21 protein-coding genes are annotated in these 22,634 nt (G+C 49.7%); 11 read left to right on the top strand and 10 right to left on the bottom strand.

The features are described 5' to 3' along the window. The first annotated feature begins 7 nt into the window (after positions 1-7). The 8 genes from BGX12_RS12960 (at position 8) to BGX12_RS12925 (ending at position 8,705) form a co-directional block, all read left to right on the top strand. Positions 8-691, top strand: a complete 684-nt coding sequence (locus BGX12_RS12960) for a hypothetical protein (protein WP_109736467.1) — start codon at positions 8-10, stop codon at positions 689-691. Continuing rightward, positions 688-1,968: a hypothetical protein gene (locus tag BGX12_RS12955; RefSeq protein WP_109736466.1), complete on the top strand. Its 1,281-nt coding sequence runs from the start codon at positions 688-690 to the stop codon at positions 1,966-1,968. The genes BGX12_RS12960 and BGX12_RS12955 overlap by 4 nt, the downstream gene beginning before the upstream one ends. After that, positions 1,961-3,352 carry a hypothetical protein gene (locus BGX12_RS12950; RefSeq protein ID WP_109736465.1) on the top strand — a complete coding sequence of 464 codons (1,392 nt, stop codon included), beginning with the start codon at positions 1,961-1,963 and terminating at the stop codon, positions 3,350-3,352. The genes BGX12_RS12955 and BGX12_RS12950 overlap by 8 nt, the downstream gene beginning before the upstream one ends. After that, positions 3,349-3,966, top strand: coding sequence for a hypothetical protein (locus tag BGX12_RS12945; RefSeq protein WP_109736464.1), 618 nt, complete (start codon positions 3,349-3,351; stop codon positions 3,964-3,966). Before BGX12_RS12950 ends, BGX12_RS12945 begins: the two co-directional genes overlap by 4 nt. A gap of 7 nt (positions 3,967-3,973) precedes the next feature. Then, positions 3,974-5,575, top strand: a complete 1,602-nt coding sequence (locus tag BGX12_RS12940) for a PEGA domain-containing protein (RefSeq protein ID WP_109736463.1) — start codon at positions 3,974-3,976, stop codon at positions 5,573-5,575. A gap of 73 nt (positions 5,576-5,648) precedes the next feature. Beyond that, a complete protein-coding gene (locus BGX12_RS12935; protein ID WP_146196342.1) occupies positions 5,649-7,331 on the top strand; it encodes a tol-pal system YbgF family protein in 1,683 nt (560 codons plus the stop codon). 90 nt (positions 7,332-7,421) lie between these two features. Next, positions 7,422-8,180, top strand: a complete 759-nt coding sequence (locus tag BGX12_RS12930; protein WP_109736461.1) for a DedA family protein — start codon at positions 7,422-7,424, stop codon at positions 8,178-8,180. 6 nt (positions 8,181-8,186) lie between these two features. Further along, positions 8,187-8,705: a hypothetical protein gene (locus BGX12_RS12925; RefSeq protein WP_109736460.1), complete on the top strand. Its 519-nt coding sequence runs from the start codon at positions 8,187-8,189 to the stop codon at positions 8,703-8,705. Between the two features lie 40 nt (positions 8,706-8,745). Here the strand turns inward: BGX12_RS12925 and BGX12_RS12920 are convergent, their stop codons facing one another. Further along, positions 8,746-9,336: a toxin-antitoxin system YwqK family antitoxin gene (locus tag BGX12_RS12920; RefSeq protein ID WP_109736459.1), complete on the bottom strand. Its 591-nt coding sequence runs from the start codon at positions 9,334-9,336 to the stop codon at positions 8,746-8,748. A 51-nt stretch (positions 9,337-9,387) separates the two neighbouring features. Here BGX12_RS12920 and BGX12_RS12915 point away from each other — a divergent pair, with 51 nt between their 5' ends. After that, positions 9,388-10,893: a B12-binding domain-containing radical SAM protein gene (locus BGX12_RS12915; protein ID WP_109736458.1), complete on the top strand. Its 1,506-nt coding sequence runs from the start codon at positions 9,388-9,390 to the stop codon at positions 10,891-10,893. Between the two features lie 147 nt (positions 10,894-11,040). On the opposite strand, the gene BGX12_RS12910 is transcribed toward BGX12_RS12915, so the two are convergent. The 3 genes from BGX12_RS12910 to argB form a co-directional block, all read right to left on the bottom strand. Next, complete coding sequence (locus tag BGX12_RS12910) at positions 11,041-11,244, bottom strand: hypothetical protein (protein ID WP_109736457.1); 204 nt, start codon at positions 11,242-11,244, stop codon at positions 11,041-11,043. A gap of 124 nt (positions 11,245-11,368) precedes the next feature. After that, a complete protein-coding gene (locus BGX12_RS12905) occupies positions 11,369-12,559 on the bottom strand; it encodes an aspartate aminotransferase family protein (protein ID WP_109736456.1) in 1,191 nt (396 codons plus the stop codon). A gap of 100 nt (positions 12,560-12,659) precedes the next feature. Next, positions 12,660-13,451, bottom strand: coding sequence for an acetylglutamate kinase (gene argB / locus BGX12_RS12900; protein WP_109736455.1), 792 nt, complete (start codon positions 13,449-13,451; stop codon positions 12,660-12,662). A gap of 125 nt (positions 13,452-13,576) precedes the next feature. On the opposite strand from argB, the gene BGX12_RS12895 reads away from it, so the two are divergent. Together BGX12_RS12895 and BGX12_RS12890 are read left to right on the top strand one after the other, a co-directional pair. Further along, positions 13,577-13,780, top strand: coding sequence for a ferredoxin (locus BGX12_RS12895; protein WP_109736454.1), 204 nt, complete (start codon positions 13,577-13,579; stop codon positions 13,778-13,780). Between the two features lie 166 nt (positions 13,781-13,946). After that, positions 13,947-14,585 (top strand): outer membrane beta-barrel protein, encoded by a 639-nt coding sequence (locus BGX12_RS12890; protein WP_109736453.1) that lies wholly within the window; start codon positions 13,947-13,949, stop codon positions 14,583-14,585. Between the two features lie 7 nt (positions 14,586-14,592). On the opposite strand, the gene BGX12_RS12885 is transcribed toward BGX12_RS12890, so the two are convergent. From BGX12_RS12885 to BGX12_RS12865, 6 genes are all read right to left on the bottom strand, one after another. Then, positions 14,593-14,904 (bottom strand): hypothetical protein, encoded by a 312-nt coding sequence (locus BGX12_RS12885; RefSeq protein ID WP_109736452.1) that lies wholly within the window; start codon positions 14,902-14,904, stop codon positions 14,593-14,595. Positions 14,905-15,051: 147 nt separating this feature from the next. Further along, complete coding sequence (locus BGX12_RS12880) at positions 15,052-17,460, bottom strand: Tex family protein (RefSeq protein ID WP_109736451.1); 2,409 nt, start codon at positions 17,458-17,460, stop codon at positions 15,052-15,054. A 181-nt stretch (positions 17,461-17,641) separates the two neighbouring features. After that, positions 17,642-19,363 (bottom strand): Na/Pi cotransporter family protein, encoded by a 1,722-nt coding sequence (locus BGX12_RS12875; RefSeq protein WP_233246393.1) that lies wholly within the window; start codon positions 19,361-19,363, stop codon positions 17,642-17,644. Between the two features lie 294 nt (positions 19,364-19,657). After that, the gene (ispF, locus tag BGX12_RS12870; RefSeq protein WP_109736450.1) at positions 19,658-20,143 is read right to left on the bottom strand and encodes a 2-C-methyl-D-erythritol 2,4-cyclodiphosphate synthase; all 486 of its coding nucleotides are present in this window, start codon (positions 20,141-20,143) and stop codon (positions 19,658-19,660) included. Positions 20,144-20,360: 217 nt separating this feature from the next. After that, positions 20,361-20,537: a hypothetical protein gene (locus BGX12_RS15560; protein WP_158278255.1), complete on the bottom strand. Its 177-nt coding sequence runs from the start codon at positions 20,535-20,537 to the stop codon at positions 20,361-20,363. A gap of 13 nt (positions 20,538-20,550) precedes the next feature. After that, positions 20,551-22,527 (bottom strand): hypothetical protein, encoded by a 1,977-nt coding sequence (locus BGX12_RS12865; protein WP_109736449.1) that lies wholly within the window; start codon positions 22,525-22,527, stop codon positions 20,551-20,553. Positions 22,528-22,634: the final 107 nt, after the last annotated feature.

Raw genomic sequence — 22,634 nt, 5'->3', positions numbered from 1 at the left:
CTTGGTTATGAGCGCAAAGAAATCGATTTACACCCTTTTCACTCTCTGCATTTTCCTTGGGATCTGCGGAGTCTTGACTGCGTGTCTCGATATTCCCAGCGAGCCTTCCTCCTCAGGCAAGGCAACCTCACTTACGGTCTACGTAGCCCAGAATGGCGTCAAGGATTCAACCCTCTTTAAAGTCAGCACCCAGGACAGCGCATCGTTTGCAGTTCTTGTAAATCCGGACAAGTATGAAAGCGAACTAAAATACACCTGGTACCATGACAATGACGAACTTTGTTTTGACAGGGTATACACAGATATTTTCGTTCAAACAGAGGATATTCCCAATCGAGTGGTCGTAAAGGACAAGGAAGGGAACACCTTGGAAAAAACCTTTGAACCCATACTGAACAGTCCTCCGCACCTTAGCGCAACTTTCTATCCTGCCGATAGTTCCGTGTATAACGTCAGTATAAACCAGGGTATCGAATTCAAATGGTACGCCTATGACTCCGATGACGAAAAAATCTCGACGCAGTTGACAATTGACAAACAAGTCTATCATGTCGGAGTTCTTACATCCGTAACCCAGTCCGGTTTTGAGCCTGGCTGGCATTCCGTTAAAGTCGAAATCATCGACAAACATGGAGCAAAGGCGGAATCGGCACTCCATCATTTCCTCGTAATCTCTCCGGAGGAAATATGATTCGTCTATTCCTTACCGTAGTGATAACATTGCTCGTGATTGGACTAAACGGCTGTACTGACTCGGACCAGTACCTCTTTAAGCCGGAAAGTTCCAAGAATGTGGAAGTACAGGCATACATCACCCGCTCCTTTGAACAGGAATCGGAAAAGACAAAGCTGGACACCATCGTTCCTGGAGATTCCCTCATTTTCTTCACCAGCATTTACCCCTCCAAGTCAATACGACTGCAACGGTATTACTGGAATATGGACGGCAAGTTCTTCGCCAATGAATTCAGTTTCAAGAATACCGTTACAGAACCTGGTATTCATAAGATTGAATTCATCCTCATTGATTATTTCGGAGATTTGATAAGCGATTCCCTTACCCTCTATGTGGGAGCACCTCCTACATTGGACGACAAGGACTACATTCCCAAAGAGAACACTCAGGGAGTCAATCCTAGCAACCTGGTGAACTTCGTCTGGACTAACCTGGAAAACGACGCTCTCTGGCAGGTATTCTACCGATTCACCCTGAAAAAATTTGGGGATTCAATCCCTATGGTAGACACCCTTCTTACGGATCCCCAGTTTACCTACTACGCAGGACTAGAACCTCAAGAAAAATACCTTTGGAGTGTAGTCGCTGCAAACGAGCTGAACATGTTCTCCGACAAGGCTATCCACGCCACTTTCTATACAGAAGGCTATGGCAAGCAAGGGGCTATTTTCGGGCATGTAGAATTCAATTCCGTGCAGCCGAGCAGTACGGTCAGTTTTACCTTGCAGGATAAGGAAAGCCAGGTCGTACAAACCTTCAAAAACTACAGCCTTAAGGACAACGGAGCATTCTACCTGACGTCTGTTCCCTCGGGAACGTACTTGTTAACCTGCTCCGTAGATTCCTTACCAGACTTCAAGCCTAGTACAGATACCGTAACGATTACATCCAAAGGCATCGCGAATGCATACTTCGCGCTAGCAGATGAAATTGGTCCTAAAATTTATTCCATCGACCATTCCGACACGCTCAATGCCTCCGACAGCCTGAGATTCATCATTAGAGATGGAGGCGGCGAATTAAAGCTTTCCAGAATCTCAGTCCAGCTGGAAGAAACACATCTCTCAGGACTGCAATACCGTGGGGACACTTTGATCGTTCCCCTCTCTCTGGAAAATTCCTGGACTGTCAAACGTCTAAAGATTGCCGCACAGGATTTCAGTGGAAACAAGGTTCACGCTAATTTCTACATCCGTCCCGAAACTTCCTACGAGGAGGTCGCTGGTGACTAGACGAATCCTGAACATAACGGTTCTGTGGTTGTTCCTCCTTCTGGCAGCATTCCTTGCTTCCTGTGGAGAAAACCTTTACGAGGCATCTAACATTCCTCAAATGCGCCAGTACGTCTACATGGTCCCCGACGGATATAGCGGGACCATTCAGGAAACCAACCTCCATCCCATTGTAGGAGCCTCCGCCGAAAGAGGTCAGAGTGTCAGATTCGAAGCCCTCTATTCCATCAACAATGAAATGATGTACAACAATGACGCCGCATTGGCTTACAAGAGCATCCTGTGGAAAATCGATGGAGAATACTTTAATCTCAATGCATTCCGCTACACCTTCAAGAGATCCGGCATCATCGAAGGAATGCTCCAGACGGTAGATGAATTTGACGACACCCTGTTCACAAACTTCACCATTCGCGTCAATACACCTGAAGAATTTACGCTAGTCTTTCCTTATGACGGATATAACCAGGCAGAACCCTCTAAACCAGTAGACTTTCCCTTACGCTGGACCCTCAACGGAATTGACGAATGGGAATACGCATCCTGCGGTGTATATATCAGCACAGACAAGGATTCTGTATGGTCAAATCAAGTTGGCGAAATAGACTGCGGAACCACCGCAAATCTTTGGGGTCCCCTCGTTGGAGACTCTGCAATGCTCTATCAAAAGGGAATAGACCTTCGCAAAGAATCTATCACGTTCTACTGGGGTGTAAAGTATACCATTTACGTGGATGGAGCGATGCATTCCAGAAAATATTCAAAGATCAATCATTTTTCTACAAAATTTCTGGACGATAATCTTTCCACGCTCAGTATTCCTATCAAATATCTGAATTACTACAATACTGAAAATCCCAATAGTTTCAAGACCGTAGCCCACATCGTCAGCGCCACTGGGGACACCTTAAAAACCTATACAGGCAGTTCCTACAATCAGGAAATTCTTTACAACTTCCGTCCTCAAAAAGGCGTAAAGGTCTATTTCGAGGAACAGTCTAAAAAGGATTACGTCGCCGACTCCATTGTAGTGGATTTGCTTCCGGGAACCGCAACGCAAACGGACACTGTTTATTTTAGGGATACCCAGCCGCCGCAAATTGCACCGACAAGAGAAACATTCCTACTAAACTTTAACCCTACTTTCCATATATACGACGACGGATCCGGTATAAATCCGTCAAAAATTTCTCTCCAGATTGATAACAAAGCGGTTCAACCACAACTAGATGGGAACGAACTATATGTCGATCCCTCCTACTGCTACACACAATGTTTTATTAACATCTATGCCGAAGACTATGCAGGCAACAAGTTGCCCTCCATTGACTGGCTCATAACGAAAAACGAAAGCGGCTTCTACCATTTAAGGAGAGCATTATGAGAAAATTGATTCTGCTTCTCCTAGTATTCGTAACACTGGGTTATAGCCAGACCAGATATCTCCACGTTTCGACAATTCCTGCAAAGGCTGATATTTTCGTAGGTAATTCCGCCCCAGACTACAGCAAGTTTCCGGACCACACAAGCCCCGCTTTCATCCCCGTAGATTCAAGTGAAAGCCAAGTCCTTATCGCCATTTTCCACCCGGAATTTACAGATACGCTCATTAATGTGAATTTGCCCGCAGACAAGGACACGTCCTATCTTATCGTATCCCTCAAGCCGTCTTACGATGACCGGCAGATTAAGCGCCAGCAGAAAATTCTTTCCAGGCGCAGCAACCGCAATCTAGGTCGGGGAATCATGTTGTCCTCCATCATTCCGTTGGCAGTAGCGGCAACTAGCACAGCAATTACCTTGCATCAAATCAACCTGGCAGAAGACGCACGAAAAATTCTCAAGAATAGCGCTATTGCGTCGGGTGAAAAATACGACGAAGCCAAGCAGGATTTCAAGGACGCAAGGTCCACAGCAAAAACTGCAAGGAATGTTTCCATCGGGTCCGCCGTAGGCGCCGCCCTCCTTCTCTCTGCAGGATTCATCATTTCATTCTAGGTCGGCCATGAACAAGTTCTTTTTCGCAATACTCCTTCTTGTTACCGCCTTCTTGCACGCCCAGGAAGCACCGGGCATCCGTGCCAACGTGGAGTTGGTCAACGGAGCCAAACAAAACGCCATGTTCCTGGGAGTCCATCAGGACACCGTTCATTTGGGTGGCATCATTCAAGGAAAGTTTACCGTCGTTAAAATCCTGAAGAATCGCTTCAAGAGCATCATGGATGAACAGGGCAATGACTTGCTGAACGCCCCTGCAACAGAAAGTCCGAAGGATTCATCAAGCCATAACGATTCTACGGCACAGCCATCCGTCCAGGAAGAAACTGTTGCACAGACTCCCCCCCAGGAGAACAGCAACGCATCCTACCAGTTTCTCTCTTCTGTAGAGGGAAAGCACATTTTCGTCGCACTGGAAAGACGATCCATAGATTCCATCCTGGCGGACCAGCTGAATGCTCTTACCATTCGTCTCCTGCAGGAAAAAGGCGTTCCCGTAGTAATGGCCAAGCGCTCGGATTTCGGCTACTGTCGCGAACAAGCCTGCATCCGGGATTCACTCCTTCACTATGGAGCCGCTTCCGTATTCCAGGGAAGCATTGCCGCCGCCAGGGCCCAGGACTCCCTGAACATTGACATTTCACGCACAATCTTTAATCGCGGCATTCAAAAAACGGACAGTGCAGCCGTTCCCGCAGATACTGTTCACACAGCAAAGATGACATTATCCACCTTTACCGCCATGAACGACGCCATCGAGAAGAACAAGCTCAGCGAATTCCTGACTCAACTCATGGGCATCCAAATCGAAAAGAAGACGGATAAAAAGAAAAGCTACATCCGTGTGGAATCTAATCCAGAAGGCGCCACCCTGGAAATTGAAGGCCGTGACGCCATTTGCAAGACTCCTTGCACCTTCGCCACCCTGGATACAGGAAAGATCATCCTCTACGCCCACTGGAGCGTCGACGCACACATCTGGGCTGCCAGGAGCAATGTGACCATCATTCCTGGAGACACCGCCAAGATTTCAATGAAGCTTACCAAGGCTAAGCCCGAATTGCTTATTACCTCTGTTCCCGAAGGTGCGGAAATCTACGCCGGTTCTGAACCCCTGACCAAGACCACCAAGGCAGTCGGTAAAACCCCCAGTAAGTACCCGCTCTATGAACCAGGCATTTCCACCATACAACTCCGTAAGGAAGGATTCCGCGATACCACAGTCTCCGTCTACACAGCCCCTATGGAACTAACCTCGGTGGAAGTGCAGATGACCCCCATTAACGACCCTGCCGAACTGATCAATCAGCAGGAATGGATCAGGGAAAAGAAGAAAATCTTCATTGGACAAACCCTGATGGGATCGGCAATCGCCCCTGTGCTTATTGGAACCTTATTCACCTATCTCGCCTATCTGGATTACAACGACGCAGGTGACATCAAGGACGACTTGAACAGATCCGCCACCACAAATGGGGCAAATTACCAAAAAATGGTGAAGAAAAACCACGACCTGGTACACGATGGAGACAGGAAAATGGTCATTGGAGGATCCCTTTTAGGGGTTGGCGCAGCCCTATTTGCCATAGGATTTGCTCTTTCCTTCTAAAAAAGGGCCAAAAAGAGCCTACATTTTCATTTTTTATTTCCCCCAACAAAAGAGATAAGTTAAATTTAGACCGATGCGTAGAATTCTATTAACATTGTCCGCTTTGGCAACAGCTCTTTATGCAGCCGACTTTGAACGTTCGAATTGGCATACTCAGCTGTACTTACAAGGTGAGCCCGCATTCCTGAGCTTCCAGGGTGACAACAATCTCCTGGACGATGGAATCGACACCGATGTCTTTACCGTACCCGTTTCCGCTGGTTTCCTCTGGTCTCCGCTTATTACTCCGTTCTGGAAAGCGGATATCCCGTTCACCCTCTGGCTCGGTCTCGAAGTCAACTCCTTCCAGATGGGTACAATCGAGGATAGCCCCAAATACACCGTCAAGGCTAATGGTGAAGATCGTAAGGGTGAACAGACTGACCGCGAACTATCCTTCATGACCTATGCTCCCTCCGTCCTGGCAGGTTTCACCGTAAACCTGGCTGGAGACCTCGATCTTAGGGTCCTGGGTGGCTTCGGTTTCCACTTCTTCTCGTTCTACGACGACTACGGCGGAAACACCACAACCTATACCGACTTTGTCCATACCTCATTCGTGTCCGGCGCTTTGGAATATCGCATCACCGAAGTGTTCCAGGACGTAGATCTCAAGATCGGCATTAACGTCCGTAAGGAATTCCTGGCCTACGAAGATATCAAGGCCCGTAAGGAAGACCACGATGCAAGCCCCTCTCCTTACTCCAACCTGTATTTCGACAAGATCGAGTACAAGTGGCCCGTACGAGTAGGTCTGGAACTGTCTTTGGACTTCGGCCGTGAAAGCCGCCGTGACCGCAAGATGCGTTTCAAGCTTCATGACCGTGACGACGTCCTGCGCAAGAACAGCGAAGTCAAGGATACCATCACCGAATGGGATTGTATGGCTATCGAACGTGACTACCGCTTCTATCTCGACGATGACGGCAAGCTGCCCGACATGAGCGAAGCTTACACCCGCACCCAGTTCGCTGACGTGCTGGAAAGCTACCTGGCATTCTGCCACCCTGCAGATCTCGCCACCAAGGAACAGCTCTATGCAACCTTGGATAGCGGCAAGGTCGAAATTCAGGCCTATCAGGTCCGTCAGGAAGATTCTCGTTTCGACCAGGTCATGGCCTCCAACGACCCCGAAATGCTCCAGATGTTCCTGGAATACTATCCGGATTCTCCCCGCAGGGCAGAAGTCGAAGCAAAGCTTAACGGTCTGGGCGACTACGACAAGTTCCGCGCCATCCAGGCTCAGAACACCTTCAAGGCATACTTGGCTTACCTGAACGACAATCCCAATGGCGCCTTCCGCGACGAAGCCGAAACTGGCATTTTCGAACTGGTGAAGGCTGGTGGCCGCAAGAAGGATTATGAAATCTACCTGAAGCGCTTCCCCAACGGTAAGTACATCTACGAAGCAAGACAAGCTCTGAAGCAGAACAACAACGACGAGCAGTCCATGATCGAGTACCAGACCGACGCTTCCAACACCAACGTAGCTCCGGAACACCAGGCTGCAGACCCCGAACCGGCACCCGCAGAAGAATCTTCTAGCAACGCTCCTGCAGGTTACGTTGTTCCCACCACCTCCTTCGACGATGACGACGAAGATGACGAGGACGAAGTAGTGGAAGAAGCTCCGAAGCCCAAGGCAAAGGCTAAGAAGCCCGCCAAGAAGAAAGCCCCCAAGGCAAAGAAACCTGCTAAGGGCAAGAAGAAAAAGTAACTTCTAGCAAATCTTAAAAAAAGCGAGACTCTTTAGAGCCTCGCTTTTTTACAACAAGCTAATAGCCGATTTTCTATATTTGATTTCACTATGAAGAACAAGAGCTTTTTTATTATCTGCGCAGCAACAGTCCTTATGCTTACGGCCAACCTGATGGCAGCAGACACTACCGCAGCAGCCCAAGTGGCAGCAGAAGCACCGGCTAGCGCAGGAATCTACAACCAGATTATCGACTGGTACAATGAGCATCTGAACTACGGAACCATCACCCTGTTGATGGCTATCGAAAGTTCCTTCGTTCCATTCCCCTCCGAACTGGTGGTTCCGCCAGCTGCCTACAAGGCCTTGCAGCCCGGCTCCGAACTGAACATTGTGCTGATTGTGCTGGCCGCAACCATCGGCGCTCTGATCGGAGCCTACATCAACTACTATCTGGCAAAATTCCTGGGCCGCCCCATCATCTATAAATTTGCTGACAGCCGTCTGGGGCACTTCCTCCTGCTGGACACCTCCAAGGTGGAAAAGGCCGAAAAGTACTTCCGCGATCACGGAGTCATTTCCACCTTCGTGGGACGCCTCATTACAGTCATCCGCCAGCTGATTTCTATTCCCGCAGGTCTTGCCGGGATGAAGCTGATCCCCTTTACTCTATTCACATTCCTGGGTGCAGCCATCTGGAATACTGTTCTCGCAGTTCTTGGTTATATGGCTCACGGCCAGAAGGACATTATCGAAAAGTATAATTCCGAACTGGCCATGGCGCTGGTAGGCTTCGGCGTACTGTTCATCGGTTTCATGGTCTGGCAGGCCGTCAAGCCCCAGAAGAAATCCAACCAGAACCAGGAATAACCTGACATGGGAAAAACATTCTTTCTTATAGTTACAGTCGCATTACTATTATCGTGTTCAGACAGTAACAGCAAGAAAGTCGAAAGCGTCTCTCCTGAAGAAACATCCCAGGAAGAACCTGAGGAAGAACTTCAAGAAGAACGCGTTTATGTCGAGGACAGGCTTCTTAGGGAATTTGTCCCGCCCAATAATGCCCGTTGGTACGAATACGACGAACGAACAGTCCGATACTTCGGGGCAGGCTGCAAAGACGCTTACTGCCATCACTACATCATTCATACCGATTCCGCCAAGCGCATCATCGATTGCATCTACTCCAATGATTACTATTGCAGGGATTTTATCGGTAAAGACGGCAAGATAACGGACTTGCGGACAATCAAGGAATATTACTGCGATAGCATTGAACCGATTAAGGAAAAGCCACCATACAAAATCATCCACATCTACGATGAAAACGACTCCATCGTGGGATACGATTCCGTAAGCATCGAGCTGTTTAACGCCCGGGACCGCTTTAAATAAGCAAATGTACTATGAGTAGGGTGTCCCGGACCTTCTACATCTAGAAATCGCAGTTTTCGATGCAACGGTTTCGTTCGAACTTGGCTTCAAGAATCTTGAGGCCTTTTTTGTACCTGCGGTAAGCCCCATGGCGCAGCCCACGTTCAAAAGTCATTTCTTCTACGACAGCACCCATATCGTCATAGATCTTGGCAACCCCGTGAACCTGACCTAACACATAAGGAATCTGGCGTTGCAGTTTCCCCTGCTCGCTGAATTCCTCGCTCATGCCATGTTGCATTCCGGACCTGAAAACCTCGGACTTTTTCTTCTTGCCGTTTTCAAAATAAACCGTGCTTATACCTTCTTCGGCGCCATTTCGGTAGCCGATCGTCTGCCACAGGTTTCCATTTTCATAGTAGCTACGGAACACACCGTCTAGCACGCCGTTTTCGTAAGGAGCTTCCACCGCCACCTTTCCATTAGGATGGTAGGTAATGGAGACGCCCTGTCGCACGTCGGTGCCTTTCTGGACCGTATAGATACGGGCAACAGAACCATCCGGAAAAAGGGTCTTCACCGTATCCAGAGGGACTTCTTCGGCCATTGCGAAGGCCGCACCTAGTATTACCGAGCAAAAAAAGGTTTTCATTTGCTTAAAATGTAGCTAATTCAGCTAGAATTATGTATTTTGCGATGGAATATGCGTATTACTTTTTTGAACCCTCCGTTTCACCCCATGTTCAGCCGCGAATCTCGCAGCCCGTGTGTAACGAAGTCTAGTACTCTTTATTGGCCCATGTTCCTGAGCTATGCTGCCGGCACTGCCGAAGCAGACGGAAACGAAATCCAGCTCATCGACAGCCCCGCTATGGAACTGAATCTGGAACAGACCCTGGAAGGGATGAAGAAATTCAACCCGGAACTTGTGATCTGCAGTACCAGTACCCCTAGTATTTTAAACGACCTTAAGGTAGTTCACGCCATCAAGGACGCCATGCCTAGCGCCAAGGTCGCCATCATGGGCACCCACGCTACCGCAGAGCCTCTGGAATCCCTGGAAATGGAACCCAGCCTGGATTATGTGGTCATCGGCGAAGCGGACTACACCTGCCGTAACCTGGCCCGCAGCCTCCGTGGCGATGGACTGCCTATCGGTCAGTTCCCTGGTCTTGCCTACCGCAAGGAAGACGGCACTACCGACTTCCAGCCCGAAGGCCCGAAGATCGAGAACTTGAACGAACTGCCCTGGGTTTCCAAGGTCTACCGCAAGTATCTTTACAGCTGCTACAAGAAGTATTTCTACGGCGCCAACCTAAATCCGCTGATTGTCATTTTGAGCGGTCGTGGTTGTCCCAACCGCTGCAGCTACTGCGTGATTCCCCAGACTCTGAATGGTCACGTATTCCGTATGCGCGACCCCAAGGATGTGGTGGACGAACTGCAGTACATCAAGGAAAACTTTGAAGATCTGGGCGAAGTCTTCTTTGAAGACGATACCTTTACCGCAAACCACCAGCATGTTCGCGATATCTGCAACTTGATCCTGGAACGCGGCCTCAAGATTACCTGGAGCTGCAACGCCCGTGCAGACGTACCTCTGGAACTGCTGAAGCTCATGAAGAAGGCTGGCGGCCGCGAAATGTGCGTCGGCTTCGAAAGTGCATCTCCCGAAGTCTTGCAGAACATCCACAAGGGAGTGAAGAATACCGACAAGGCAATCGAATTCACCAAGAACGCCCGCAAGGCTGGCCTCCTGGTTCATGGTTGCTTTATGGTGGGTAACCCCGGCGATACTCCCCAGACTCTTCGCATGACTCTGGATTACGCCAAGAAGCTGAACCCCAACACGGCCCAGTTCTACCCCATCATGGCCTACCCCGGTACTGAAGCTTATAAGGAGGCTTTGGCTAGCGGCGCATTGCAGACCAAGGATTACAACCAGTGGCTGGACAAGGACGGTTTCCACCGTACTACCATCCAGCGTGGTGAACTGACTAGCCAGGCTCTGGTGGACTTCTGTGACAAGGCCCGCCGTGAATTCTACCTGCGTCCCAGCTACATCTGGCGTCAGGGGATCATGGCCTTGAAGAATCCCCGTGAACGCTATCGCGTGATCCGCGGCTTCAGTACTCTGGTCAAGCACCTGTTCCGCAAGCACGGCGAGTTGGCCCCTGTTGCAAGACAGGCACCGACTAATAAGTCGTAAGAGAGAACCCACAGGTTCTCTCCTAGACCTCTTTCCGGTCTGCTAGTCAGAATGTCTTTTTTGAGTCGTAAGAGAGGACCCACTGGTTTCAATGAAAAAGTCAGGCTCACGCGGTCTGACTTTTTTCGCTCCCCCGAAAACGACTGCTCAACAACCGAGCAAGGCGTTAAGACGCGTCTGGGAATTTTCCAAATCGTGCTTGGCACAAGCAATAACTTTTGTAATCAAGGTACGCTGGTATTCGTCCTTGGGAGCCATGATTTGATACGCTTCCAGACGACAGCGGTCCATGGCCACCTTATGCTTAAGGTTTTCAATCTGATTCTGAATGTTTTCCTGAACATTTCTCATTTTCTATTTCCTTCTATTTGCCTTACTTATCGTTTCAAAGAAAGAAAATGTCAATTAAAAAATGTTCGATTACAAAAAAAAGAGTCCACAAGGACTCTTCTTTAAGTTTTAGTATGTGGAGGAATTAACCAACAACCTTTGCAAATGCAGCAGCAAGCTTTGCCATGGCTTCGCTACATTCGGCTTCGCTGACATTCAGCGGCGGAAGCATACGGAGCACGTTACCCTTGGCAGAGAGCACCATGAGCTTTTCTGCGCGGGCGGCTGCAACCACGTTGCCCACCGGCATGGATTCGTCCAGAGCAAGGCCAACGATCAGGCCTTCTCCGCGGATTTCCTTGATGAAGCTGTACTTGGCCTTGATATCTGCCAGTGCGGTGCGGATCTGCGCGCCCCTTTCAACAACGTTCTTCATAAGGGCAGCGTCAATCTGGTTCACCACAGCGAGACCTGCAGCGCAAGCGATGGGGTTACCACCGAAAGTGGTACCGTGGTCACCAGCCTTCAGTTCGTCCGCAATCTTCTGACGGAGAAGAACGGCACCCAGCGGGAGGCCGCCACCGATACCCTTGGCCAGGGAGACCAGGTCCGGATTCAAGCCGTACTTTTCAAAGCCGAGGAAGGTTCCGAGACGGCCGCAGCCTGCCTGGACTTCGTCGACAATCACCAGCACGCCGAATTCCTTCTGGAGGCTGTTGATGGTTTCCACCATTTCTGCAGAAAGGGTCATGACGCCGCCTTCAGCAGCCAGGGATTCCAGCATGATGGCGCAGGTGTCCTTGTTGACTTCAGCCTTGAGTGCAGCGCAGTCATTCCAAGCCACATGCACGAAGTCGCCCGGCATGTGGCCGAAGCCCTGACGGAGCGCCGGCTGACCGGTTGCAGAAAGGGCTGCGAAAGTTCTGCCATGGAAGCTGTTCACGAAGGTGATGATCTTCAGCCTGTTGGGTTCGCCCTTGCGGTCGAAGTACTTACGTGCAAACTTGATGCAGCCTTCGTTAGCTTCGGTACCGGAGTTGCAGAAGAATGCCTTGCCGAAGCCGGTGATTTCCAAAAGCTTCTTGCCCAGTTCAACCTGGGGCATATTCACGTAAAGGTTGGAAATGTGGTTGAAGCTATCCATCTGCTTCATCACCGCTTCCTTGATGGCCTTGTTCTGATGGCCAAGAGCGTTCACTGCAATACCTGCAACGAAGTCCAGATACTTGTCGCCCTTGGTGTCGATGAGGTAGGAACCTTCACCCTTTACGATTTCGATGTCGGCCTTGCCGTAGAGAGGAGCAATGACCTGCTTATCTTGTTCAAGAAAATTCATTTTTCAATTCCTTTTTTATTAGTAGGAAGTTGTTAGTAGGAAGTAGGAAGGGACTCTTGATGAAATCGTCTACTTTCTACTGCCTACCGTCTACTTCCAACTACTTCTGAATAGTTCCGTAGTTGTGTTCGCCGTTGATTTGCTTGATGAAGGATTCAGCGTCCTTCCAGCCCACGATATGGATGCTCTTCAGTCCTCGTCGGATAGACTTGAAGCTTTCGCGGACCTTGGGAATCATACCACCGCTGATAACGCCTTCTTCGATGAGCTTTTCGGCATCACTTTCAGAAAGTTCAGGAATCACATTCTTTTCGCCGTCCATGACACCCGGCACATCGCTCACCAGCACGAACTGATCAGCCTGAAGTGCCACAGCCAGTTCGCTTGCCGCAGTGTCGGCATTCACGTTCCAGCTAACACCCACGCCGTTCTCGTCAGGACCATAGGAGATGGGGCTAACAACAGGAACCCAGCCAGCAGCCCAGAGGTCTTCCACAATCTTCGGATTGACGGTCTTTACCTCGCCCACCAGACCAAGGTCAACCTTGCCCTGCTTCTTTACAACTTCAAACAACTTGCCATCCACACCGGAAAGACCGATGGAGTTCACGCCGTTGTTCAGGAGCATGCGAACAAGCTTCTTATTGACGTGACCGGAAAGGGTCATTTCCACCATCTTCATAATGCCGGGTGTAGTCACTCGGAGACCATCAATAAAAGTTGGCTGTTCTCGCAGCAGGGCGATGTTTTCGTTAATGTCCTTGCCACCACCGTGAACCACGGCAACCTGGCAGCCCATAGCCGGAAGCTTGGAAACTGCTGCCACAAAATCGGCCAACTTAGCTTCGTCGATAGCCAAGCTGCCACCAATTTTTACAACCACTTTTTTCATTTTCTGTGATGTCCTCACTAGGTTAAAAGATTTGCCGAAAATTTAGAAAAAGCATTGTGCGAACACAATGCATTTTGTTATATTTAAAGCATACAGAACTATAACTAAACCCAAAGAGGTATAAAATGGCAATTACTAAGGTTTGGCTCGACGAATCTTCCGACGAATGCGTTTCTTGCGGTGCTTGCGAAGCAACTTGCGACGCAGTTTTCACCGTTCCTGAAAAGATGCAGGTTAAGGCTGACGCTGATCTCGCTGCTAACGAAGAAGCTATCAAGGACGCAGCTGCAGGCTGCCCCGCTGGCGTTATTAAGTTCGAAGAAGCTTAATTAGATGCAAAGGAGGGCTTGGCGCCCTCCTCCCCGTCCGCGGACCGTTCTCACTAAGCAATAAATTGCTAAGTGTTCACGCCCTGGACGCCTCCCCCACTCGGGGAGGCTTCTTTTTTCGCCGGCCGGATTTTTTATCTTTGCACATAAATCGTTAGGAGGATATATGAAGAAGATTGTACTGCCTGTATTGGCAGCTTCTGCTATTGCTTGTGCCGCCCCACAGACTCATGATGGATTCTTCCTGAATCTCGCTCTGGGTTACGGTTATATGACCTATAACGTTACAGCACAAGCTAAAACCCTGTATAGTACGAAAAGCACGCTCGACTTAGATTATAGTGGATTGGCCGCAGAGCTTGACGTAAAACTTGGTGGTCGCATCTACGACAATTTGCTTTTGCATGCCACCATACTGGCTACATCAGGCGCAAGAAACACTAGGGCAGAACTTACGATCCAATCTGAAAGTGGCGAATACGTTGGTATGAGCAATTACTCAAACATTCAAACAGGTATCAGTTTCCTTGGAGGCGGCCTCACCTACTACCTATCCAACAACATCTTCGTGACAGGTTCAATTGGTGCGGGACAGCTGACCATGAACACAAGCAAGGATGAAGACCTTTATGGCACCGACAAAGGATTTGCATTCCAGATTGGCGCTGGTAAGGAATGGTGGGTCAGCGAAAACTGGGGACTTGGCGCAGAACTTAGTTTCGTCCATAGTTCCACCACTGGTGGCGATAACGGCACCGGTTCCGCTAACGCAATCCACTTAATGTTCAGCGCAACCTTCAACTAAAATCCAGCTACTCTTGCTGGTGGATACAGATGTCGTCGTGTCCACCAGCTTCATAGTAGTCCTTTTTTTCCACTACAAGCCAGCTACTGTCCTGAGAGGAAAAGTCCATCTTAGGAAGTACGTAGATCATCTTGTCCCCTAGGGTAGAGAACTGTATGCGGGATTGTTCAAAGGCAATGGTTATTTCGCCCCGAGGCATTCCGTAGAAGATGTTCACTTTTGCGGAATCGCTGCCAACCACATCGTTCGATTGGCTATCGGAGCAGCCCACAAGGGTCGAAATCATCATACAGGCGGAACACAACAGGATTCGATTCATAATAATCAATCTAAAAAAAAGACGCCCCTGTTTCGGGACGCCTTTTTTAAGTCTTGATTGACCGCAACTTACCTCAAGCCTTTGCACACTTCGTGTGCTAGGACCGTAGATTTGTAAATACGAATGCAAGCATTCGTGCTTCCAAATCTACTTGAGTCCCTTCATCATGTTCTTGAGGAGGGAGTTCATCTTGGCGGGCTGTGCGTTGCCGGGCTTCTTCTGCTGTCCGGGAGCGCCCTTGCCTGCAATCTGAGCCTTCAGATCGGCGATGGTTGCATGGCCCTGGATGCCGCCCTGAGGACGACCGCCACGATTATCACGGCCACCGAAGTTGCCATGACCGCCCTGACCACGGGGACCGCCAACACGCTGGCCACGAGGACCGTTAGCGCCTGCACCTGCCACGCCATCCACCTGTTCAGTCTTCATGGACAGGCTAATGCGCTTGAGCTTTGCGTCTACGGCGACAACACGGACCTTCACCACGTCACCCACGGTAAGCACAGTCTTTGCGTCTTCCACGAACTTGTCGCTGATTTCGGAAACGTGAACCAGACCGTCCTGGTGAACGCCGATGTCAATGAAGGCACCGAAGTTAGCCACGTTAGTCACCACGCCTTCCATCCAGCTACCGGTAATGAGGTCGTTAATGTCCTTGATCTTGTCGTCAAACTTTGCGTAACGGAATTCCTTACGGGGGTCGCGGCTGGGCTTGTTCAATTCCTTCAGGATGTCCTGCAAGGTTTCCTTACCCACTTCGTCGCTGAGGAATTCTTCGAGGTTAATGCCCTTGACCACTTCCGCATTACCCACCAGATCCTTTACAGGTACGCCCACCTTTTCGGCCATCTTTTCGATGAGGGCGTAGTTTTCGGGATGGACAGCGGAGTCGTCCAGCGGGTTTTCTGCACCCGGGATACGCATAAAGCCTGCAGCCTGTTCGAAAGCCTTAGGACCAAAGCCCTTCACCTTCTTCAGGTCTTCACGGCTGCCATAGGCGCCGTTTTCGTCACGATACTTGACAATTGCTTCGGAAAGAGTGGAGCTAAGGCCTGCAACGTGAGAGAGCAGCGGAGCGCTGGCGCTGTTCACGTCCACACCCACCATGTTCACGCAGGATTCCACCACTTCGTCCAGGCGCTTCTTCAGTTCGCGCTGGTTCACGTCGTGCTGGTACTGGCCCACGCCAATGGACTGCGGGTCAACCTTCACCAGTTCAGCCAGCGGGTCCTGGAGACGGCGACCAATGGAAATTGCACCACGGGTAGTAACGTCTTCCTTGGGGAATTCCTGGATAGCGATCATGCTTGCGCTATATACGGATGCTCCTGCTTCGGACACGATGACGCGGGGCGGAACCTTGCCCTTGAACTTTGCTGCCATTTCGGCGCAGAAAGCGTCCGTCTCGCGGCTAGCGGTACCGTTACCGATAGCGATCAAGTCAATCTTGTACTTGTCGATAAGACCCATGAGGTAAACTGCGGAACCAGCCTTGTCGTTCCACGGTTCGTGGGGCTTGATAATGCCGTGATCCATGAACTTGCCGTTTTCGTCCAGCACTGCAACCTTACAGCCAGTACGGAAACCCGGGTCAAGGGCAAGCACAGCCTTGTGGCCAGCGGGAGCAGCCAGCAGCACATCCTGCAGGTTCTTGCTGAACACCTTGAAAGCTTCTTCTTCGGCAGCATCCTTCAGGATCAGACGGACTTCGCTTTCCATGCTGGGAGCAAGGAGACGGTCCCAGGCATCCTGGCACATGGCTTCCAGATACGGAGTCCAGGTAGTCTGGCCCTTAATAATCTTGGACTTGAGGTAGCCCACCAGTTCTTCGGTAGGCACTTCGATAGAGAGGCGCAGGACCTTTTCCTTTTCGCCGCGACGGAGAGCCAGCATACGGTGGCTGGGAATCTTGGAAACAGCTTCGCTGTAATCGTAGTAATCCTTGAACTTGGTTTCCTGGCCTTCGAAATCCTTCTTGACCTTGGAGAACATCTTGCCTTCGCGTTCAACGGCAGCACGGAGGTACTGACGGAATTCGGCATTGTCAGCCACTTCTTCGGCCAGAATGTCGCAGGCACCCTTGAGAGCGGCCTTCGGATCTGCCAGGCCCTTTTCTTCGGACAGGTAGATAAGGGCAATCTGTTCGGCAGTGTTGCCAGTTTCTTCCTGAGCCCACATGAGGCGAGCCAGAGGTTCCAGGCCCAGTTCCTTTGCAATCGTTGCGCGGGTGCGCTTCTTGGGCTTGAAGGGAGCGTAAATATCTTCCAGCAGGGTCTTGTCCTTACAGGCTTCGATCTGAGCCTTCAGTTCCGGAGTCATCTTGCCCTGTTCTTCGATACTCTTCAGGATAGTTTCCTTACGGTCGGTCAGTTCCTGAAGGTAGTCACGGCGATGGCTAATGTCGCGCAGTTCAATTTCATTCAAGGTACCCGTCTGGTCCTTACGATAACGGGCAATAAAGGGGATGGTACCACCCTGGTCCATCAATTCCAGTGCCTTAGAGACACGCCATACTTCAAGGTTCAGTTCTTCAGCAATAATCGCAGAAAAATCCATAATTCTAATTCCAATCTATTGCCGGCAGTCCGGCTCGTTTTTGGTTGAGGGTCCCAAAGGCCCTGTTGACTTGAGTATAGGGAATATAGCATAATCGACTGTCACAAAAGTGTCAAAATACCCCCGGACATAAAAAAAGCCCCCTTACGGGGGACTTTGTAAAAAGTTCTTTAGACTTCTTTTAAACGGAGCGTTTCTTGCTATTGGTCCGGGCTTCCACCACGTTGATGACGTAGTCACCCAAGTGCTCGCAAGCATTGATCACGTCCATGTAGTGCACAGACATCTGGTAGTCGTACTTCTTGTCGTTGATGTCGACCACGTTACGTTCCTTGAGGCTCTTGCGGTAGTTGTTGATTTCGTTTTCCACGTTGCGGGAACGGTTGTAGTCAGCGCCGGGCTTGCCTTCTTCCACTTCGATCATGTAGTCCAGAGCCACATTGCAGAGTTCCACCATGTGGTTGATATGGGCGTACTGTTCTTCGGTGAAGTCGTCCTTGCTACGGAACTTGTGGTTGATGGCGCGGGCCATGTTGTAGCAGGCGTCGCCGATACTTTCCATTTCGGAAATTTCACGAAGCATGGAGCGGATGGTGCCCTTACTTTCCGGAGAGAGGCGACCTTCGCTGACTTCGTTCAAGTACTTGGCGATTTCAACTTCCATGCTGTCGCTGATGCCTTCGTACTTTTCGATGCGGCTAAAAATCTTGGTGAACTCGTTTTCATCCTTAGTCGTCAGCAGGTCCGGCACCATGTTGAACATCTTCTTGCAGCGTTCACCAAAGAGAACGATTTCCTTGCGGGCTTCGAAGATGGAAAGTTCTGCAGTGCTGAGGATGCCGCCTGAAATGAACTTGAGGCGGAACTCGTCGTCTTCGGGCTTATCCTTGATAATCTTGCAGATGATGGTTTCCATGGGCTTGATGAACCAGATGAGGACCAGCACGTTCACCACGTTGAACATGGTGTGGAAGCCTGCCACGGCGAAGGTGACGCCGTCCTGGGCGGCCTTGACTTCTTCGGGGGTGGAAGGCTTGACATTGGGGTCGAAGCCCACGATGCCGCAAACCATGTTGATGAAGGGATGGAACACGCAGAGGACCCACAGCACACCGAACAGGTTGAAGAGCATGTGGGCAAGGGCAGCGCGGCGAGCCTGAGTGGAGGCACTCAAGGCCACCACGTTGGAGGTGACGGTGGTACCGATGTTCTCGCCCATCACCAGCGCGATGCCCTGGTAAATTTCAAGAGCGCCACTGGAGCAGAGGATGAGGGTGATCGCCATGACCGCCGCAGAGGACTGCACGCACATGGTGAGGACGCTACCGATCAAAAGGAACAGCAAGGTGCTTGCAAATCCCCAGTTACCGCAGGCGGCCACAAAGTTCTGCACCGCGGGGATTTCGCCCAGGTGCATGGAAGCGCCGGTATTGCGGAGGGTGGTAATGGCGAACAACATGAAGGCGAGGCCGAACAGGAATTCGCTGAAACTCTTGGAGCTGTTCTTCTTGAAGTAGCTGGTGATGATGCCCAGCACGAAGCAGGGGTACACCAGGTAGAGCATGTCGAACTTGAAGCCCAGCACCATGATCCATCCGGAGATGGTGGTACCGATGTTTGCGCCCATGATAATAGAAATGGCCTGCTTCAATGTGAGCAGACCAGCATTAACGAAACTTACAGTAAGTACGGTGGTAGCAGTAGAAGATTGAATAGTCGCAGTCACGGCGGTACCAGTAGCTACACCCATTACGCGGTGTTTAGTCATGGTACCCAGCATAGTACGCAGAGTGTTACCGGTGAGTTTCTGAAGACCTTCGGACATGGTCTTCATACCGTACATCAAAAGTGCAAGACAGCCGAGAAGCGTCAGCACAGCCAATTTCATGTCCACAGCGGGCATATGTATTCCTTTCTGGCTAAGCGAAGCGCGATGCAAATGTTATTCGGTGCAGTCGTGCCGGCCAGAGTTTGCGCCGCTATCGGATCATCATCACTGCCTTTCAGCTAGTCCGAACTCGCGGCGTAGTTGTTCATCTATCAGTGTACTGCCAAATATAGAAAAAGGCGAACAAAGCACAAGTGTTCACTCCTGTATTTTTAAGCCGATCTATAAGCGCTTGAAAAGAGCAAAAAAAAACACCCCCCGATTACGAATCAGGAGATGATAAGCTCGTATTGAGACCAAATCGATGGTTTATTTAGAGCGGACCATGGCAACAGCCTGGCTAGCGATGCCTTCGCCGCGGCCGGTGAAGCCCAGCTTTTCGGTGGTGGTGCCCTTGATGCCGATCTGCTTTACATCCAGACCCAGGACGCGGGCGATGTTTGCCTTCATGGCGTCCTTGTGGGGGTTCACCTTGGGGCGTTCGCACATGACAATAGCGTCGATGTTCACGATGTCGTAACCAGCCTTTGCCACTTCCTCGCCTACCTTGCGGAGAAGTTCCAGACTGTCGGCACCCTTGAAGGCGGGGTCCGTATCCGGGAAGTAGGTTCCGATGTCGCCCAGGCCTGCAGCACCCAGCAGAGCGTCGCTAATAGCATGGAGCAGCACGTCGGCATCGCTATGACCCAGCAGGCCTTTCTCGTAGGGAATGTCCACGCCGCCAATGATGCACTTGCGACCTTCCACCAGCTTGTGAACGTCGAAACCAATGCCAGAACGATAAATCTTATCCATATAGAACCTCTTTAGGGGACTTTACTGAGCATCAATGATGGGCAAAAATAATAAAACAATCTTGTTGCGTTAACAAAAAAAAGTCGCAAACGCATAAAAACGCCCAAACGGGAACCTCTTTTTATGACAAATTTTGTTTGTCATAAAAGAAAACTTCCTCGCATGCGCGGGGAAGCCTTCTGTGAGATTCTAAATGTTAAATGTGATATCGCAGGGGTTATGCCTTGTCGTTACCAAAGGTACCGATGGAACCAAAGAGAGCGTCTTCATCATCATCACCTTCATAGCAATCGGTAATGCAAGAACTGCAGAGAATCGGTGCATCTTCACCACTCATTTCAACAACAGTCATTGCGGGGGCAACGTAATCTTTCTTTTCAAACTTGATAGTCATTTTTACGTTCTCCTTACTTGACGATAACCGGCGTAGCGTTCTTGATGAATGCGCCCTGAGACTTGGGCTTATTCTTCATGTTACGGCCATTGATGTTGAACCAGCAGTCAGCCTTCTGTGCATCCGGGCGAACCATGGGATTCTGAGCGATACCCAGAGGCTTTTCACCGAGGTCTTCGCCATCCTGAGTTTCTTCGCCTTCCGGAACTTCGATGCTTTCGATAATTTCAACTCTTTCCGGAGCATCTTCAAGTTCAACGGAAAGACTCTGCGGCAAAGCATCAATAGAAGCAACTTCAGTAGAGCTAATTGCACGCATCTTGGTCAATGCCGGAGTAGAAACAACAGTTTCATTATCAGCGGAGGCATCGTACTTCAGGTAAGAACGCAACGGAAGGATTGCAACCTTCTTACCACCGCGAACGAAGTCGCCCGGATTCTTTTCACTCTTAGCCTGTGCAGCAAAGCCGTAAATCGTACCGATTTCTTCATCATTTACGCCGACATCCCAACGTTTCTTGGTGTAGACGCCAACTGCCTTCCATGCAGTGTTGCCGATGGACTTTTCGTAAGCACCACCGTTGTTATTAGCCCAAAGAACGAAGGGACCAACGAAAGTAAGTTCGCCATCAGCAGTCGGCACAATCAGATACGGAGTATGAGCTTGCAACACAGACACCTGCTTAGCAGACACCTTCCAGGCACCATCAGCATCTTGTGAGACATTAGCAAATTCGTAGAACTTAGCCTTCATGGTAGATCCAACGCTATAGTTGAACGGAACCATGATGGTGGAAGCAACTCCACTCTTGAAATCACGATCAAAGGTAATGGAGTCGGCAACAACATCTTCCTTGATAATGAGGGCGTTATTTTCAGAAAGGTCCAACTGTGTCTTGATTGTAGTTCTAGTAATCCAAAGTTGCTTGGTTGTAGACCAAACTGTATCAACCACGATACCTTCAACATTTTGAGTCAAGCGTTCGATTTTTTCATCATTGGTTAGCGTATTCCATTCAGACTGGATGTCGCTTGCACCGCTCTTGTTGTTCAGATAGTTGAGTGCGGTGGTTGCGGAATCAGCTTTAGTCGGGGAACCTGCATTACTACAGTTCGAAGATCCCGTACCCGAACTCAAACAACCAATATTTGCTCCACTAGTAGAGCCTTTCTTATTGGCAACAATTTGATTTACAGCGGGATTTCGATTTGTTGCTTGAACGTAGCCCGCATTATAACAGTTATCAAGGACCAAGGAACCACCAGAATATACAATGGCCACCAGACCAGCGATATCACTTTTTCCAACAACCCTTCCCTCATTATAACTATCAGAAATCTTAACTGTCGTACTAGCCTGCACAGAGCCAACTAAACCGCCATTATTCTCGGTAGAACCACCATTGATGAAACCATCAAATGAGCAGTTATCAATATTAATCGCAGCAGTATTACCAGACACGGCCTTCGATGAACCAATAATTGCCCCAGCACCACCACCAGTCGGAGCAAAATAGGAATCCTTAATGTTCAAATTTTGGACGACAGCGCCACCCTGAGCATTACCAATAAAACTAGGTTCCCACCCCTGCTGAGTCACATACAGACCATAGACAGCATGATTTTGACCATCAAAAGTTCCCTTAAAGGCCTTAGCCTCCACGTCATTACCGACAATTGACTGCGCAGCGATAGGAGTCCATTCTTCATAGCCACTACCATTTAGACCATTTTTTCCGGAATTAACAACATTCTCGTTGTAGTAAATATCCTTGGTCAAAACACCGCAAGCAGAAACATTTCGTGTATAACCATCAGTGCCATTCACAATATTGGCGAATCCAACAAGGTTTTCTCGAGTGGAAATTTCGTAACAGCCTGCGGAATTTTTCAAATTTTCCATATCTGTAGCAGAAGTCGCAGAAACAGCCGCCCCCGCACTTACTGCGAGAGCGCCTACTGCGAGGGTTGTGAAAAGGTATTTTCTCATATTTTCATCTCTGGCGAATTTAAGTCGCCAAGTAAATTTGTTTAACTTGCCTAGAAATATACTCTAATGGGGTGAGAAATCCAAGTCGTTTTCTCGGCCGATTGTTC

The organism is Fibrobacter sp. UWR4 (genome assembly GCF_003149045.1).
GTDB lineage: Bacteria > Fibrobacterota > Fibrobacteria > Fibrobacterales > Fibrobacteraceae > Fibrobacter.
Note: the sequence above shows the minus strand (reverse complement) of the source record. Positions and strands in the feature narration are given on the sequence as shown.

What these genes read in the sequence shown, in the direction of transcription:
- BGX12_RS12880 (WP_109736451.1), bottom strand. Translation starts at nt 17,460, where the DNA reads ATGGATTTTTCTGCGATTATTGCTGAAGAACTGAACCTTGAAGTATGG.
- BGX12_RS12955 (WP_109736466.1), top strand. Translation starts at nt 688, where the DNA reads ATGATTCGTCTATTCCTTACCGTAGTGATAACATTGCTCGTGATTGGA.
- BGX12_RS12930 (WP_109736461.1), top strand. Translation starts at nt 7,422, where the DNA reads ATGAAGAACAAGAGCTTTTTTATTATCTGCGCAGCAACAGTCCTTATG.
- ispF (WP_109736450.1), bottom strand. Translation starts at nt 20,143, where the DNA reads ATGGATAAGATTTATCGTTCTGGCATTGGTTTCGACGTTCACAAGCTG.
- BGX12_RS12960 (WP_109736467.1), top strand. Translation starts at nt 8, where the DNA reads ATGAGCGCAAAGAAATCGATTTACACCCTTTTCACTCTCTGCATTTTC.
- BGX12_RS12945 (WP_109736464.1), top strand. Translation starts at nt 3,349, where the DNA reads ATGAGAAAATTGATTCTGCTTCTCCTAGTATTCGTAACACTGGGTTAT.
- BGX12_RS12915 (WP_109736458.1), top strand. Translation starts at nt 9,388, where the DNA reads ATGCGTATTACTTTTTTGAACCCTCCGTTTCACCCCATGTTCAGCCGC.
- BGX12_RS12940 (WP_109736463.1), top strand. Translation starts at nt 3,974, where the DNA reads ATGAACAAGTTCTTTTTCGCAATACTCCTTCTTGTTACCGCCTTCTTG.
- BGX12_RS12895 (WP_109736454.1), top strand. Translation starts at nt 13,577, where the DNA reads ATGGCAATTACTAAGGTTTGGCTCGACGAATCTTCCGACGAATGCGTT.
- BGX12_RS12920 (WP_109736459.1), bottom strand. Translation starts at nt 9,336, where the DNA reads ATGAAAACCTTTTTTTGCTCGGTAATACTAGGTGCGGCCTTCGCAATG.
- BGX12_RS12885 (WP_109736452.1), bottom strand. Translation starts at nt 14,904, where the DNA reads ATGAATCGAATCCTGTTGTGTTCCGCCTGTATGATGATTTCGACCCTT.
- BGX12_RS15560 (WP_158278255.1), bottom strand. Translation starts at nt 20,537, where the DNA reads ATGACTATCAAGTTTGAAAAGAAAGATTACGTTGCCCCCGCAATGACT.
- BGX12_RS12935 (WP_146196342.1), top strand. Translation starts at nt 5,649, where the DNA reads ATGCGTAGAATTCTATTAACATTGTCCGCTTTGGCAACAGCTCTTTAT.
- BGX12_RS12865 (WP_109736449.1), bottom strand. Translation starts at nt 22,527, where the DNA reads ATGAGAAAATACCTTTTCACAACCCTCGCAGTAGGCGCTCTCGCAGTA.
- BGX12_RS12905 (WP_109736456.1), bottom strand. Translation starts at nt 12,559, where the DNA reads ATGAATTTTCTTGAACAAGATAAGCAGGTCATTGCTCCTCTCTACGGC.
- BGX12_RS12910 (WP_109736457.1), bottom strand. Translation starts at nt 11,244, where the DNA reads ATGAGAAATGTTCAGGAAAACATTCAGAATCAGATTGAAAACCTTAAG.
- BGX12_RS12925 (WP_109736460.1), top strand. Translation starts at nt 8,187, where the DNA reads ATGGGAAAAACATTCTTTCTTATAGTTACAGTCGCATTACTATTATCG.
- BGX12_RS12875 (WP_233246393.1), bottom strand. Translation starts at nt 19,363, where the DNA reads ATGCCCGCTGTGGACATGAAATTGGCTGTGCTGACGCTTCTCGGCTGT.
- BGX12_RS12890 (WP_109736453.1), top strand. Translation starts at nt 13,947, where the DNA reads ATGAAGAAGATTGTACTGCCTGTATTGGCAGCTTCTGCTATTGCTTGT.
- argB (WP_109736455.1), bottom strand. Translation starts at nt 13,451, where the DNA reads ATGAAAAAAGTGGTTGTAAAAATTGGTGGCAGCTTGGCTATCGACGAA.